Source organism: Rhizobium sp. BR 317, assembly GCF_047445835.1.
GTDB lineage: Bacteria > Pseudomonadota > Alphaproteobacteria > Rhizobiales > Rhizobiaceae > Rhizobium > Rhizobium paranaense.
Genome location: NZ_JARWLB010000001.1, coordinates 472,160 through 486,565, shown reverse-complemented (window position 1 = coordinate 486,565; position 14,406 = coordinate 472,160). Strand labels below are relative to the sequence as shown.

Below are 14,406 nucleotides of genomic sequence, written 5' to 3'. Positions count from 1 at the left end.
GTTAAGGAAGAGTTGGGTCGGGTGCCGTGAGGCGATCGAAGCTGTTTCGAATTGCTACATCTAATGCAGATTTGGAGACGGCATCGCGAAGCCGTCGAGTTCGAGCACCGAGCCCTCTGGGGCGCGGCATATATCGGCCGGATTATAGTTGCACTCTTCCGCTGCAAAATGCAGCGCCGCCTTCTCGGTGGCGAACAGGCCGCCGACAAGACCCTGCCGATCCCAGACGATCCAGGCGCCACGGCGGTCGCGGCCGACCGTGAAGCGGGCGGGTGCCGGCGAGACGGCAATGTGAGCCGAGCGGCGCTGAATATGCTGTGCATCTGCCATGTGTTTTCCCTCGTAAATCGCTTCGCTACACTCAGTTGCCAGCCCAGTGCATCAGCGCCTGGATGATGCCGGCGCCGAGGAAGACGAGCGCCAGGCGTGGCGCTATGGCGCGAAGTCCGTTTAGCAGTGTATGAAACGGGGTCGGCCGCTTGGTCCCCACGAGAGCGGTGGGGCGAGGGCGTTGGAGCGGATCAGCAGCGCCATATTGCATGTAACGTGACATCATAGTTCCTTTCCAAGTGTCACCGGCGCTGCGGTCGATTTTGGGCGACGCAAGCGCCATGCAAATAAATCTATGAGTGATCCGATATGTTTTCCATTTGGCAGAAAACGCTAAAATATAAAAATCTCATAGGGATAGGTTGCTTTCATAATCCTGTTCGGAAAGTCCTCGGCGAGGATGCGTCGCTTTGGTAGGCGAGTTGAAGCGAAGCCATCGCCGTCCTGATCGCCGCATCCGTCTCGGCTTCGACGCCGGTTAGCGGCAGGCGTACATCCGGGCTGATGTCCCTTATCGGAGACAAGGCATGCTTCACCGTTGCCGGTTCGGGTTCACGCGCAAGCGCCTTGAGCAGCGGCCGCAGCCGATCGTCGATCAGCAGCGCCGTCGCCATATGGTCGCACGCCGCCGATAGCTGCATGGAGCGGAAAAGCCGCGGTGCGATGTTGGCCGCACTTGAAAACGAACCCCGTCCGCCAGCCATGGTGAAGGCGAGCGCGGTTGCATCATGGGTCGAATAGAGCCCGATCCTTTCCGGCAGCAGAGGACGCCAGGTGCTGATGCGGCCGATATCGCCGCTGCCATCGGCGATGCCGATGATGGTCGGGATTTCCGCCAGCCGCGCGACCGTCGCGGGCGTCAGGTCGATGGCGGTATGGGCGGGCAGGTTATGGATGATCAGCGGCAGATCGGTGCTGGCGGCCAGCCGCTCGAAATGATGGACAAGACCTTTCTGGCTCGGCTTGGAATAATAGGGAAGCGTAACGAAGGCCGCATCGGCGCCGAGTGCCTGGGCCTGCCGTGTCTCCTCGATCGTCGTTGCCGTGTTATTGGTGCCGGTAGCGACGATAACGGGGACCCGGCCCTCCGCCAATTCGGCGCAGATCTCGATGATCCGCACTCGCTCAGCCGCAGTGAGCACAGGTCCTTCGCCGGTCAAGGAGCAGGCGAGCAAGCCGTCGATGCCGCTCAGCAATTGCCATTCCACATGCGCCATCAGACCGACGGTATCGATCGTATCGTCCCGAAACGGCGTGACGAGCGAGGTGATCGCACCGCCCACACGCAAGGCCGGTTTCATCATGATCTTCTGGCCGCTCAGAGAGCATGCAGCACTATGAAAAGCTCAAGGCCGCCGAGCAGCAGCCCGAAGGCGAACATGGCGTAGAAGGTACGTCTTTCGCGGACACGCCGGTCGCGAAGCCGTCGCTTCGGTGGGGCTTTGGCCGTGGGGGTAGAAGCGACAATGCGTTGGCGTCTTTCGTCGCTGCCCCGCACAAGAAAACGGATGGACTCTGCAAGGTTGGTGGAGTGTGTCTCAAGCATGGCGTCTACCTCTGCATCTGATCCCCACGGTAGCGCCGACCCGCATAGGAAATCCATTCGAGGCAGAGGGCAAAGAAATAGGGGAGATATAAAGATGCAGAGGTTCACCGAACCGGGCGGGGCAGGCGGGGAAGTCGGCGGATGACAGGCTTATCCCGCCACCCGCAAGTTCTCCCGGTCCAACTGCGTCACCAGCGCCAGGATTGTCGCCGAAGTCGGCGTCGCGACACCGGCGAGCTTGCCGAGCGAGACGACCATGCCGACCAGCGGCGTGATTTCCAGCGCCTTGCCGGCTAGCAGATCCTGCAGCATCGAGGTGCGTACCGGACCGATCTGGAGGGAGCGTTCGAGGCGTTCTTCGACGGAAATCGCCAGGCGTGCACCCAAGGCTTCCGCAACGGTCTTCACCTCGTTCATCACCTGGCCGACCATGGCCGACAGGGCCGGGTTGTCCATGATGTCGGACATCAGTGCTCGCGTCAGGGCGCTGATCGGATTGAAGGCGGCATTGCCCATCAGCTTGCTCCAGATTTCGTCGCGAATGCGCGGTGAGATCGAGACGTTGACCCCGCCGCGCTTCAAGAGAGCTGCGATCGCTTCGATGTCGGCGGTCGTTTCGCCGGAGGGTTCTCCGAGGACGAAATGACCGTTGTTGCTGAGCTTGATCTCGCCGGGATTGATGACCTCGGCGCCCTGATAGGCGACGCAGCCGACAACGCGCTGAGGCCCGATCAGCCGCCACAGATTGCCGTTCGGATCGAGCTCCTCCATCTGGCGCTCGGCATGGCCGCTTTGCTCATCCCGATGAAAATACCACCAGGGTATGCCGTTCAGGACCATCATGACACGCGTCCGATCATGCAGGAGCCTGGCGATGCCGGGGGCTGCCGCATCGAGCTGGTGGCCCTTAAGTCCCGTGATTACCAAGTCCTGTGGCGGAAGCTCCGCGGTGTTGTCCGTTGCAGTCACCTGCGCCACGAGCGGGCTGTCCGCTTGAGCCTCCCAGACCCGCAAGCCATCCGCGCGAATGCCTTCCAGATGCCCGCCACGCGCCACGACGGAAACGGTCGCTTGCTCCCTCAGTCCCAAAGCCAGTTTCGCCGCGATGGCGCCGCCGAGCGCGCCCGCGCCGTAGACGCAGATGGTTTTGAGCGAGGGGGATGCCATAGCCTTGATCTCCAGGTCCGTAGCGATCGGAAGAAGTTAGGTCGTCTCCATGATTTGGCGAGACCCGGCGGGCAGAGTTGGCGCGCAATTCCGCCGTTTCATCGAAACTATGGTCGAACTCGAACCGGCATCGTCCGCTCGGGCTATTCTTTACCACAATCACATTTTAACGTCGGCGGCGGTGCTGGACCAGAAACAACCAGTGCGGTATCGGTTTGTCGCTGGTCCTTTTAAAGTTGATCGTGTCGCCGAGGAAGATCTTTGCGTTTCGAAGCCTTAAACCGCCTCTGGGAGACCGTTCGGGAGACTAGCCATGATTTTCAGGCCTCTACCGACGTGTTTCCTGTTGTCGATATTGAGAAGCTGAGTACGACGCTCAGCCTGAAGGAGAAGGGCGCCGCCAACGGCGGGCTCAACCGGCCAGGGCAAAGCGCTCAGTCTTTCGATGAGACCGAGCAGCGTGTCATCGCTTGGGTCGAGGCGGAAAAGAAAAGCTCCTATCAGGTGCTGGAAGACCAGTTCCAGACTTTCGACAGCCGCTTGCGCAATCTCGATTTCGAAGGTCAGTTCGGGCTGATACGGCAGGCGAATGCGTCCAGCGTTTCGGATTTCAAGGCAGAGGTTGCAAGCGGCGTCGACGAGCTGCACGGCCTGCGTCGCAATCTGAAGACTGCCGAGGACGAGATGGTCGACTTCAAGTCCCGGCACAGGCTGCAGCGCGCGGCGAAGGTCTCCAGCGAGGCCGCCTGGGCCTTCAAGGTTGCGCTGATCATCTTTCTCATCCTCATCGAGATGGTGATGAACGGCAGCTTCCTTGCCAAGGGGAGCGCACAGGGCATGGTCGGCGGTGTTACGGAGGCGGCGGCCTTCGCCTTCCTGAACATCGGCGCGGCGCTGATGTTTTCCTTCTTCTGCGTGCGCTTCCTTGTGCACAGGTCGTTCTTCCTGAAGCTGCTTGGTCTGCTCGGCCTGGTCGCCTATGTCGCCGTGGCGCTCGCGATCAACATCGCGCTGGCGCACTACCGCGAAGTGTCGGCAACCATTCTCTCCGGCGCCGGCACGGAGGTCATGCAGCGGCTGAAGACTGCGCCGCTGGGTCTGCAGGAGCTGAATTCCTGGATGCTTTTTGCCGTCGGCCTGATGTTCTCGCTCATCGCCTTCATCGACGGCTGTTATCTGACCGATCCCTATCCGGGGTTTGCCGGCGTGCAGAAACGCCTCGATGCGGCGCGAAGCAACTACATCGACCGCAAGCTCGATCTGATCGACGATCTCCGGGATATCCGCGACGAACACAATGGCAAGATCGAAGAGATCATCCGCGATCTCAGCATGCGCCGGCAGGAGACCGCCGCCATCATCGCCCATCGCGCCAGAACGGCGGGCCTCTTCCTCGAACATCAAAATCATCTCGAGCGCACGGCCAATACGCTTCTCACCATCTATCGCGAGGCCAACAGAGGTGCGCGGACGGAGCCGGAGCCAGCTTATTTCACATCCCGCTATCAGTTGGAGCGTCTGACGCCGGTTCTGCACACCGATGAGGAATGGGACGACAAGGTGCTCGGCGAGCGCATTCAGAGCGCGCAGGCCGAGTTGACCCAGCAGATCAAGCGGATCGGCGACGAGTTCGAAAGCGCCATCGAGAAATATCACAAGCTCGATAATCTTTTCCCGGAGGGCATCATTGGCACGACGCAAGCGGCGTAGCCGAGCCGGCAGTTCGGCCGGCCTTATCATCGCGACGGTTTGCCTCGCCGTTCTGTCCCTCGGTATTGTCGGCGCCTATGGCTGGCTTCGCTACAAGGCGAGCGGCAATGTCGCGGTCGACCAGGCCTCGCTCTGCCCGGTGGATGGCCCGAAGGCAGAAACGGCGATCCTGCTCGATGTCACCGATCCGATCTCGGACACGACGGCGCTCGACCTGCGCAATCAGTTCCAGAAAATCGTCGCCGATGTGCCCGTCGGCGGCGCGATCGACATCTATGCTTTGACGGAGAAAGAGGGCGAACTGATCCAGACCTTCCATGGCTGCAATCCGGGAAGCGGTGCCAGTGTCGACGAATGGACCAGCAATCCCCGCCTGGCGCAGGCGCGCTGGGAAAAAGGCTTCGCAAAGCCGCTTGCCGATATCGCCGGTAAGCTGAGCGTCGGGGAGGCGGGCAAGCAATCGCCGATCATGGCTGCCATCCAGAAGATCAATCTGGAAGTCTTTGCGAGCACTGCCGGTGGCATACCGAAACATCTCTACATCGCGTCCGACATGATTGAACATACCGACGCCTTCTCGAACTATCGCGACGGTGCCTCCTATCAGAAATTCCAGCAGAGCCCCGCGCGTGATAAATTCCGGACGTCACTGGATGGTGTCATGATCAGGATACTCGCCTTTCAAAGGCCGAACATGAAGTTCACTATGGAGGAGCTCGCAAATTTCTGGGCGCAGTGGATCAAGAGCAATAATGGCTATTTCGACGGCTTCGTCCGATTGGAGGGGATACGCTGATGGCCGATGTTGAGGCGAGGCTGGCCATACGCGACTATGGGCCGATGGTCCTCTTCGGGCTGGTCACCGTCGGCGGCATGATTTTCATCTGGACGTCGAAGCTGCTCGGTTGGCCGCTGCCGATCGTGACCGGCGTGCCGCTGCTGCTGATGGCAGTCTATTTCGTGATCTCGGTGGCTTTCGCCGGATTTCGCCTGCACAACGAGCAGGCGGGCGACAATCTCTACTACATGGGATTTCTGTTCACCCTGTCGAGCCTCGGCGTCTCCCTCTACCTCTTTGCCGGCGAGACCTCGATCGAGACGATCGTCCGCAATTTCGGCATTGCCGTCACCTCCACCATCGCCGGCGTGACGCTCCGCATTCTCTTCAACCAGATGCGCCGTGATCCGATCGATATCGAGCGCAGCGTCCGCCACGAGCTGGCGGAGATGACACGCCGCGTGCGCTCGGAACTCGACTCTTCGTCGCGCGAATTCTCCCACTACCGGCGCGTCAGCAACCAGATGCTGTCGGAGGGTTTCGAGGAGATCGGGCGCCAGGCGGAACGCAGCGGCGAGGAAATTCAGAAGATCCTGGAAGTCCTGGCGAAGCAGGCGGTCACGCCGATCAACGAGGCGGCTGCGCAACTGACGGAAACGACATCGCAGCTTTCCGACATCATCGGCAAATTCGGCACGGCCGTTGAAACTGTCGGCAAGAAGCTCGAGGAAATCCGCTCGCCCGAAGACGTCGTCCGCGCCGAGCTGGCGCCGGCCATTGCCGCCATCAAGGAAATGGCCGAGGCGCAGTTGCAGCCATTGAAGAATATCGAGCAGACATTGAGCCGCATGGCGGATTTGCCGGGACGATCGTTTCCGCCGGAACTCAAGCCGATCGATCCCCATGTTGCACCCATGGGCGATGAGACGCTCTCCGGAGCGATAACGGCGGTCACGGCCAATGAAAACGAACCGCCAAGGCGTAAGCGACGGTGGCATCTATGGTGATGCGCGTCTCGGACACTGCGCCAAAGCTAGAACACAAGGGCTATAATCGCGGGCTCATTCTCGGCCTGACCATGGCCGAATCCATGCTGCTGCTGGTCTTCTGCCTGCTTCTGGTCGCTGCCGCCATGATTTCCGCGGAGAGGAACCATCGTTATGAGGCCGAGCGGAAATTGAAAGATGCCGAGCAACGGCTTGTGCTCCTGGAAAAGAAACAATCCGAGCAGGCGGCGCGCATCGTGCAACTGCAATTGAAGCTGATTTCCGGCGACCTATCGGCGGACGACCGCGCGACGCTAGAAAAGGAATGGCGTGAACTGGTCCAGGCGCGCGAGACGCTGGACAGCATGAGCGCCGATGGTACGAAGCCGGAGGATCTGCAGGAGCTCGCCAAAATCGCTGACGTGCTGAAGCAGCATGGCGTCGATCTCGCCAAGGCGCCCGACGAGGTGAGCAAGCTGCTGGCGGGAGAGGGCGGCGGAAAAGGCGCTCATGATTGGCCGCCGATCATCAATCTTGACGACGCCAAGAAGAATTATTTCCAGTCGGGCAGCGCCGAATTGACCAAGACTTTTGAACGCATGCTCGACACCACAATCTCGAATGAGATTGCCAGCAATCTCAGCCTCTACGATGCCGATATTGTCGAGGTGATCGGCCACACGGACGAGCAGCGCGTATCGCGGCCAAGCTCGAACCTCGACGATACGCTGATCGGGGCAATGGATGGCAAACTGCCGATATCGGCTGTCGAGCCTGCTGATAATGCCGGGCTGGGGTTGGCGCGCGCCGTCGCGGTCGCCAATGTCCTCAAGGCCAATCCGAAGCTGAAGAACGTCACCATCTTGCCGATGTCGGCCGCCCAACTGATCCTGCCGGGCGATACGATCACGGCAGGGCAGGCGGGTGCCGTAGAATCCCGCCGGCGCATCGAAATCCGGGTCCGCGGCAGGACCACGCCCGTTGCCGTGATCAACGATGCAACGGCGTCCCCCGTCAGCGTACGCTGAGGCTCAGCTCCGAAGACCCGGAGCCTCATGGCCGGTGCGTGCCACATATTCGGTGTAGCCGCCGCCATATTGGTGAATACCCTCGGGCGTCAATTCCAGCACGCGGTTGGACAAAGCGGCCAGGAAATGCCGGTCGTGCGAAACGAACAGCATGGTGCCCTCATATTGCGACAGGGCCTTGATCAACATTTCCTTGGTGTCGAGGTCCAAATGGTTCGTCGGCTCGTCCAGCACGAGGAGATTTGGCGGATCGAAAAGCATCATCGCCATGACGAGCCGCGCCTTCTCGCCGCCTGACAGTACCCGGCACTTCTTCTCGACATCATCGCCGGAGAAACCGAAACATCCCGCCAGTGCGCGCAATGAGCCCTGTCCCGCCTGGGGAAACTCGTGTTCCAGCGACTGGAAGACGGTGCGCTCGCCGTCAAGGAGGTCCATGGCGTGCTGAGCGAAATATCCCATCTTCACGCTGGCGCCCAGAGCGACGCTGCCGCCATCCGGCTGCGTCGAGCCCGCCACCAGCTTCAGCAAGGTGGACTTGCCGGCGCCGTTGATGCCCATGATGCACCAGCGCTCCCTTCGCCGCACCATGAAGTCCAGTCCTTCATAAATGATGCGGCTGCCATACTTCTTGTGAACGCTCTTCAGGTTGACCACGTCTTCGCCAGAGCGCGGCGCCGGCTGGAATTCGAAGGCGACGGTCTGGCGCCGTTTCGGCGGCTCCACCCGATCGATCTTCTCCAGCTTCTTCACGCGGCTCTGCACCTGCGAGGCATGCGAGGCACGCGCCTTGAAGCGTTCGATGAATTTGATTTCCTTGGCAAGCATTGCCTGCTGGCGTTCGAACTGGGCCTGCTGTTGCTTTTCGTTCTGCGCCCGCTGCTGTTCGTAGAATGCATAGTCGCCGGAATAACTGCTCAACGAGCCGCCATCGATCTCGATGATCTTGGTGACGATGCGGTTCATGAACTCGCGGTCGTGCGAGGTCATCAGCAAGGCGCCTTCATAACCTTTCAGGAATTCTTCCAGCCAGATGAGGCTTTCCAGATCCAGATGGTTGCTCGGCTCGTCGAGGAGCATGACATCGGGGCGCATGAGGAGAATGCGGGCAAGCGCCACGCGCATTTTCCAGCCGCCCGACAGTGCGCCGACGTCGCCGTCCATCATCTCCTGGCTGAAGCTCAGGCCCGCCAGCACTTCGCGCGCACGCCCTTCGAGGGCGTAACCGTCCAGTTCCTCATAACGAGCCTGCACTTCGCCATAGCGCTCGATAATCTCGTCCATCTTATCGGCCTGATCTGGATCGATCATCGCGGCTTCCAGCTCGCGCAGCTCGGCGGCAACCGCACTGACGGGGCCGGCGCCTTCCATCACTTCGGAGACGGCGCTGCGGCCAGCCATTTCGCCGACATCCTGATTGAAGTAGCCGATGGTCACGCCCTTATCGACGGAAACCTGCCCTTCATCGGGCTGCTCCTGTCCCGTGATCATCCGGAACAGCGTCGTCTTGCCCGCGCCGTTCGGGCCGACGAGCCCGACGCTGTCGCCCCTGTTGAGCGCAGCGGATGCCTCGATGAAGAGGATGCGATGGCTGTTCTGCTTGCTGATATTCTCGATACGAATCATGTCTACGCGAGGCCCGAAGAAAGTTTTGGCGCCTTATGCCACGGGTCGTGCGCTCTGTCGCAGCTTTTCGGGTGGGAGAATGAGCGATTTCTGAGAAGCCTATGTAACATAGAGTGGCTATTCTAGTTGCGCGCTGTTCGAGGTGCATGAGGAGATGCGGAGCAACGCTTCCAGGTCAACAGAGCAGAAGGAGTGACGATGACCGTGTTGATGGGCGAAGGTGTGAAGCGCGTGGTAAGGCAGGTGGCCCTCCTGAACCTCGGTTATTTCGGGATTGAGTTTCTGGTCGCGCTGTCGATCGGTTCGGTGTCCCTGTTTGCCGACAGCGTCGACTTCCTTGAGGACGCTTCCATCAACCTGCTGATCGCCGTTGCGCTCGGCTGGAGTGCACGCAACCGTGCTCGCGTAGGCATGGCGCTGGCCGGCATATTGCTCGTGCCCGGTCTCGCCACGGTGTGGACTGCCTGGCAGAAGTTCATGACCCCTGTCGCACCCGATCCGCTGCCGCTGACGTTGACGGGCCTGGGTGCGCTTGTCGTCAACCTTTCCTGCGCGTTGATGCTCACCCGCTACCGTCACCATAGCGGCAGCCTTACACGCGCGGCGTTTCTGTCCGCCCGCAATGATGCTCTCGCAAACATCGCCATCATCGCAGCCGGTCTTATGACCGCCTTCGTCTGGCATTCGGCTTGGCCCGACCTCATCGTGGGGTTGGCGATCGCCGCGATGAATGCGGACGCTGCACGCGAGGTGTGGAGTGCCGCGCGCAACGAGCACCGCACGGCCCAACCATAAGCGTTCACTCCTATGTTTCGCGCGCTTGATACGCCTCAGACAGCCCCGATCCGGCCCTATGCGTCAGCCGCGATATGCCGGCTGCGGGCGTGACGGTCGCATCTTTCGGAGTATCGGACGCTCTATGAACAGGTAGCAAACGATCGCAAAGGCCAGCGAACCCAATGCAAGGAATACAGGCTGTGCGGCGTGTCGCACCCCGATGCGCAACAGCAGCGCCGTGACCAGGACGCCGGTAAGTACGTGCCAAATGTAGATGGAATAAGAGGCGTCCCCCAGGAAATGCAGGAACGAAAGTTTGGGAACACCGCGCTCCCGTTCGGCGAAAACAGCGCCCGACAACAGCAGCACCGCCGGTATGCCCCAGCGAACCGCGCGGTCGACATGGGGCATCAGGTCACTTGCCAGCAGCAATACGAATCCGACGACCATCAAGCCGATAGAGGCGTGAAAAGACAGGCGAAAGCCCTGCTTCCACAGGCGCCCAATGACGATGCCGGCCGCAAATTCGAGGATGACCGGCTCTGTGAAAACACTGAGATAGCCGAGCGGCAGCAGGTAATGCGCCATGACGACGGTCACCAGAGCCGCCATGAGGAACCATGGCCGCCTGAACTCCGGCAGAAGTAGCGAAATGGAAAAGATGAGATAGAAGAACATCTCGTAGGATAGGGTCCATCCTTGCTCGACGATCGGATGCATTGCTTCGCCCTTCATGACGGGCAGGAAAAGCAGCGAGCCGATCAAATTCCCGACCGTCGTGTCCATGTTGAAGAAGAACTGCGGTTTCAACACGGCCATGACGAATGTCGCCACCGTCGCAATCCAGTAAAGCGGCACTATTCTGAATAGCCGGCGCACCATGAACTCTTGCGGACCGACCGGTTTTCCCTCGGTCGTGACCCACATGATAAAGCCGCTGATGACGAAGAATATATCGACCCCCGCCGCTCCGACCCTGAATTCCAGTCCATATGCGTCGCTGACATGGAAGCAGAGAACGGAGATCGCTGCGATGGCGCGCAGATATTGAATGCTTTTGATGTCGCTGCTGATTTTCAAGACGGTGCCCCCGCGCGACTGGATTGCTATCGCCAAGGCCTGCCGGCCGGTTTGGCGAGAGAATGAGTCGAAAGGCCGGACACTCACGCAGAACAACTTGGAGGGCACGGCGGACCTGATGTCACCGTGGCAACAATTTCAGTGAAAACGGATGATTTCCCGCCGGTTTCGTGACGGAAATCGGGCATTTCGGCGCAGAACGCCTGCCTGTCGCTTCCGCCGCCCCTCGGTAAGTACATACCTCTTCGAAGGTAACGCCGCATCTCAGGTATTACCTAGCCCAAAGATGGTACGTCTTGGGTGATATCAATGCCACGGCATGTTGGGTACACTTTTTTAGGGTACTCAGCGTCCGGCGCTCTTAATCTCATCCGTATCTGGATTCTCGGAAAAGCAAGTATGTGCATTTTGCATATACCCTTCTGAAAAGGCCAGCGACATGAACATAGGCGAGTTGGGGCACGCGTCCCGAGCGATTCTATTCATTGATGTCGTCGATTCCGTTCGTCTCATTGAACATGATGAAGAAGGGACCATCGTGCGTTGGCTCGGCATGGTGGACAGCATCGAGAACTCCATTCTGCCTGGATCGGGGGGGCGCGTCGTCAAGCATCTCGGCGACGGAATGCTTCTTGAATTCGAAAATATGCAGGCGGCAGCGTCGGCAGCATTCGAGATCCAGAACGCAAGTGCTCGCGACAACGCCGAACAGCCGCCCGATTCCCAGATACTGCTGCGCGCCGGCATCGACGTCGGCGATGTGATCATATCGCACCAAGATCTCTACGGGCGCGGCGTGAACCTCGCCGCCAGGCTCATGGGCCTCGCCGGTCCGGGCGAAATCGTCATCTCTGAGCGTGCGCGGGGACAATTGACGCCTCTCCTCGATGCCGACATTGAGGACCTGGGCGAGTGCTATCTCAAGAACATCGAAGCCCCCGTACGCGCCTTTAGAATTGGACAGCCGGGAGCCCATCCCGTGGTCCAGTCCCATTGGTCGTTGGGCGAATTGCGCCCAACCCTCGCTGTCATCCCTTTCGCCGTCCGGGGCGAAGCCGAGGAACACGGGATTCTGGGGGAGGTCTTGGCCGACGAGATCATCCGGGCGTTGTGTCGTATGCAAGAGCTCAACGTTATTTCACGGCTCTCAACGACCGCTTTCGCCGGACGCAAACTGGATCTCGATGAGGTGAGACTGCACCTGCACGCCAACTATGCCGTCTCCGGCGTCTGCCGGGTGACCGGCGACAGCGTATGCCTGGATGCAGAGCTGGCAGACACAAAGACAGGGCAAATCGTTTGGGAGAACCGCCTGACGGAGCGGATCATAGGAATTCTCGAGGGCGATCAGGAAATCGTTGGTCACACGGTTGCCGAGATCAGCAATGCGATCATGGCACGCGAACTGCGGCGTACACGCTCGCAGCCGCTTCCGACGCTTGAGAGCTACGCCCTTCTTATGGGCGCCATTGTGTCAATGCATCGCCTGAGGTTTGGCGACTTCAACGATGCCCGCAAAATGCTGGAAGCGATCTTGGAACGTGGATCGTATCAACCACTCGCGCAAGCATGGTTGGCGAAGTGGCATGTGCTGCGCGTGCAGCAAGGCTGGTCCGACAACGTCATGGATGATGCGCACCGAGCGCTCGAGCTGACAAAACGGGCTCTCGATTCCGATCCCGATTTTTCGCTCGCCCTCGCGGTCGATGGCTTTGTGCACACGAATCTCCTTAGGCGTTTCGATATTGCGCGGGAACGTTACAACCTTGCGATCCAGGCCAATCCGAGTGACTCGCTGGCCCTCTTGCTAAGAGGAATGATGCACGCCTTTTGCGACGAGGGAGACCAAGCCGTGAGGGATACCGAGCTCGCGCTGCTGCTGTCCCCTCTCGATCTGCACCGGTTTTTCTACGATTCGCTGGTCGCGTCAGCGAATCTCACGGCGGGCAATTACGCTCGCGCCTTGAATCTTGCGCAGCGGTCTCTGCGCGCGAACCGGATGCACACCTCGACTTGGCGGGTTCTCATCGTCGCACAGTGGCAGCTCGGCATGCACGAGGACGCGCGCGAATCCGCGCGACAGCTCCTAACTCTGGAGCCCGGTTTTACGGTTGGCGGATACCTGAGGCGTACGCCAAGCGCAGCTTTCTCAATCGGCAAGTTGATCGCCGATGTGCTGCTGAAAGCTGGAGTGCCGCAATAGGGGATGCATCAATAGGGGGATAGGCAAATGAGCAACATATCACCGCAGGCATCGCAGGGGGGGCATGGTGGCCATGGCGGGCACGGCACAGAGGACGATGTCTTCTTTGGAACGGACGCGCCGCTGGTCGCTGACGCGCTGATAAACAATCGCGACGGAATTGTCGGCAATTTTCGCCGGCCTGAAGCGGTGCCCCAGGAACTGGATCTTGATGACGTTGCCAACATGACCAGATGGGCTCAGGAACGGCGAGAACAGGTCGTCGACTTCGAGCTTCATTCCCGCATTGGCTTCTCTCAAGGGATGGGTGATCCTGCGGGAAGCATGAATGTCTGGCATTTGGAGGTTGCACATGACCCGGACGACGCCGTGCCAAACGTTCGCTATCGCCCGCTCGTCAGAATGGTCCGACCTACTGAGAAAGTTTTCCTTGGCCAACTTCAGCTTGTTGCGAACTATGCCGATTTACGGGCAGATCGGGTTACTGAAATTCTGGCGCAGCGCGATGGGCCGACCGCCTTCCTGGCTTCCGTCGCATATATGGCCCCAAACCGTGCGCGTTGGACGCTTGAACTTCTAGGCGCCGTCTTCCGGCTCGCTCAGTTTGTCGAATTTCGCATGAAGCACGCACTCGCTTGCCGACGGCCAATGGAATACTCGCCACAGATACAGCCAATGATTCTTACGCCGGAACACGGCAGTCTGCCCAGCGGCCACTCAACTGAGTCCTTTGCAATGGCCATTGTACTGGTGCAGCTTCTCCGGGCTTCGCCCAATCCCGTCTACGAGCAGGACATTTATGCCGTTCAACTGCTTCGGCAGGCGGCACGGGTCGCTGTTAATCGGCAGGTAGCCGGCGTGCACTTTCCAGTCGACAGTGCGGCGGGTGCGCTCCTGGGTTTGACCTTAGGCGAATATTTCTGCCGCCGGTTTAGCGGGGAGGCCGACTTCTATGCCTGGTCCTTCGACGGCGAAGCCTATCCGGAAGATGCCGATTTCAATTGGGCGGGATGGTACGACGTTCAGCGGCAGCGGCAAATTGCTCCGGATGCGAGGTCTCCATGCGCCGCGGAGCTGGGCCGTCACAAACTTGGTGCCGTCTCTCCTATCCTCACTTGGCTGTGGGAAAAGGCGCTGGCCGAGTGGTCTTGATTGCCCTTGACCCAACCCAGCAG

Annotated in this window: 14 protein-coding genes; 7 read left to right on the top strand and 7 right to left on the bottom strand. The window is 59.9% G+C overall.

Annotated features, from left to right (window positions below):
* Positions 1–60: 60 nt before the first annotated feature.
* From QD357_RS02405 to QD357_RS02385, 5 genes are all read right to left on the bottom strand, one after another.
* Complete coding sequence (locus QD357_RS02405) at positions 61–330, bottom strand: hypothetical protein (RefSeq protein WP_107107827.1); 270 nt, start codon at positions 328–330, stop codon at positions 61–63.
* 31 nt (positions 331–361) lie between these two features.
* The gene (locus QD357_RS02400; RefSeq protein WP_107108127.1) at positions 362–556 is read right to left on the bottom strand and encodes a hypothetical protein; all 195 of its coding nucleotides are present in this window, start codon (positions 554–556) and stop codon (positions 362–364) included.
* 142 nt (positions 557–698) lie between these two features.
* Positions 699–1,634: a 4-hydroxy-tetrahydrodipicolinate synthase gene (gene dapA, locus QD357_RS02395; RefSeq protein WP_107107828.1), complete on the bottom strand. Its 936-nt coding sequence runs from the start codon at positions 1,632–1,634 to the stop codon at positions 699–701.
* 14 nt (positions 1,635–1,648) lie between these two features.
* Positions 1,649–1,876 (bottom strand): hypothetical protein, encoded by a 228-nt coding sequence (locus QD357_RS02390; protein ID WP_146143988.1) that lies wholly within the window; start codon positions 1,874–1,876, stop codon positions 1,649–1,651.
* 150 nt (positions 1,877–2,026) lie between these two features.
* Positions 2,027–3,043, bottom strand: a complete 1,017-nt coding sequence (locus QD357_RS02385) for a ketopantoate reductase family protein (protein ID WP_107107830.1) — start codon at positions 3,041–3,043, stop codon at positions 2,027–2,029.
* Positions 3,044–3,304: 261 nt separating this feature from the next.
* Here QD357_RS02385 and QD357_RS02380 point away from each other — a divergent pair, with 261 nt between their 5' ends.
* Genes QD357_RS02380 through QD357_RS02365 form a run of 4 tightly spaced genes read left to right on the top strand, consistent with a single transcriptional unit; the run spans position 3,305 to position 7,545 of the window.
* Positions 3,305–4,753: a hypothetical protein gene (locus tag QD357_RS02380; protein WP_414124009.1), complete on the top strand. Its 1,449-nt coding sequence runs from the start codon at positions 3,305–3,307 to the stop codon at positions 4,751–4,753.
* Positions 4,731–5,549: a hypothetical protein gene (locus QD357_RS02375; protein ID WP_107107832.1), complete on the top strand. Its 819-nt coding sequence runs from the start codon at positions 4,731–4,733 to the stop codon at positions 5,547–5,549. The genes QD357_RS02380 and QD357_RS02375 overlap by 23 nt, the downstream gene beginning before the upstream one ends.
* Positions 5,549–6,538, top strand: coding sequence for a hypothetical protein (locus QD357_RS02370; protein WP_245407450.1), 990 nt, complete (start codon positions 5,549–5,551; stop codon positions 6,536–6,538). The genes QD357_RS02375 and QD357_RS02370 overlap by 1 nt, the downstream gene beginning before the upstream one ends.
* On the top strand, positions 6,532–7,545 hold the full coding sequence (locus QD357_RS02365; RefSeq protein WP_107107833.1) for an OmpA family protein: 1,014 nt from the start codon (positions 6,532–6,534) through the stop codon (positions 7,543–7,545). The genes QD357_RS02370 and QD357_RS02365 overlap by 7 nt, the downstream gene beginning before the upstream one ends.
* 3 nt (positions 7,546–7,548) lie before the next feature.
* Here the strand turns inward: QD357_RS02365 and QD357_RS02360 are convergent, their stop codons facing one another.
* The gene (locus QD357_RS02360; RefSeq protein ID WP_414124008.1) at positions 7,549–9,171 is read right to left on the bottom strand and encodes an ABC-F family ATP-binding cassette domain-containing protein; all 1,623 of its coding nucleotides are present in this window, start codon (positions 9,169–9,171) and stop codon (positions 7,549–7,551) included.
* 198 nt (positions 9,172–9,369) lie between these two features.
* On the opposite strand from QD357_RS02360, the gene QD357_RS02355 reads away from it, so the two are divergent.
* On the top strand, positions 9,370–9,966 hold the full coding sequence (locus QD357_RS02355; RefSeq protein ID WP_245407451.1) for a cation transporter: 597 nt from the start codon (positions 9,370–9,372) through the stop codon (positions 9,964–9,966).
* Between the two features lie 63 nt (positions 9,967–10,029).
* Here QD357_RS02355 and QD357_RS02350 read toward each other — a convergent pair whose 3' ends face one another.
* Complete coding sequence (locus QD357_RS02350; RefSeq protein WP_245407452.1) at positions 10,030–11,028, bottom strand: acyltransferase family protein; 999 nt, start codon at positions 11,026–11,028, stop codon at positions 10,030–10,032.
* 439 nt (positions 11,029–11,467) lie between these two features.
* Here QD357_RS02350 and QD357_RS02345 point away from each other — a divergent pair, with 439 nt between their 5' ends.
* Positions 11,468–13,231: an adenylate/guanylate cyclase domain-containing protein gene (locus QD357_RS02345; RefSeq protein ID WP_107107835.1), complete on the top strand. Its 1,764-nt coding sequence runs from the start codon at positions 11,468–11,470 to the stop codon at positions 13,229–13,231.
* Positions 13,232–13,258: 27 nt separating this feature from the next.
* A complete protein-coding gene (locus QD357_RS02340) occupies positions 13,259–14,383 on the top strand; it encodes a phosphatase PAP2 family protein (RefSeq protein WP_414124007.1) in 1,125 nt (374 codons plus the stop codon).
* Positions 14,384–14,406 lie beyond the last annotated feature (23 nt).

Excerpts from the sequence above, each read along its gene's own strand:
- QD357_RS02390 (WP_146143988.1), bottom strand. The coding sequence starts at position 1,876 with ATGCTTGAGACACACTCCACCAACCTTGCAGAGTCCATCCGTTTTCTT.
- QD357_RS02400 (WP_107108127.1), bottom strand. The coding sequence starts at position 556 with ATGATGTCACGTTACATGCAATATGGCGCTGCTGATCCGCTCCAACGC.
- QD357_RS02340 (WP_414124007.1), top strand. The coding sequence starts at position 13,259 with ATGAGCAACATATCACCGCAGGCATCGCAGGGGGGGCATGGTGGCCAT.
- QD357_RS02355 (WP_245407451.1), top strand. The coding sequence starts at position 9,370 with ATGACCGTGTTGATGGGCGAAGGTGTGAAGCGCGTGGTAAGGCAGGTG.
- dapA (WP_107107828.1), bottom strand. The coding sequence starts at position 1,634 with ATGATGAAACCGGCCTTGCGTGTGGGCGGTGCGATCACCTCGCTCGTC.
- QD357_RS02385 (WP_107107830.1), bottom strand. The coding sequence starts at position 3,043 with ATGGCATCCCCCTCGCTCAAAACCATCTGCGTCTACGGCGCGGGCGCG.
- QD357_RS02360 (WP_414124008.1), bottom strand. The coding sequence starts at position 9,171 with ATGATTCGTATCGAGAATATCAGCAAGCAGAACAGCCATCGCATCCTC.
- QD357_RS02365 (WP_107107833.1), top strand. The coding sequence starts at position 6,532 with ATGGTGATGCGCGTCTCGGACACTGCGCCAAAGCTAGAACACAAGGGC.
- QD357_RS02370 (WP_245407450.1), top strand. The coding sequence starts at position 5,549 with ATGGCCGATGTTGAGGCGAGGCTGGCCATACGCGACTATGGGCCGATG.
- QD357_RS02345 (WP_107107835.1), top strand. The coding sequence starts at position 11,468 with ATGAACATAGGCGAGTTGGGGCACGCGTCCCGAGCGATTCTATTCATT.
- QD357_RS02405 (WP_107107827.1), bottom strand. The coding sequence starts at position 330 with ATGGCAGATGCACAGCATATTCAGCGCCGCTCGGCTCACATTGCCGTC.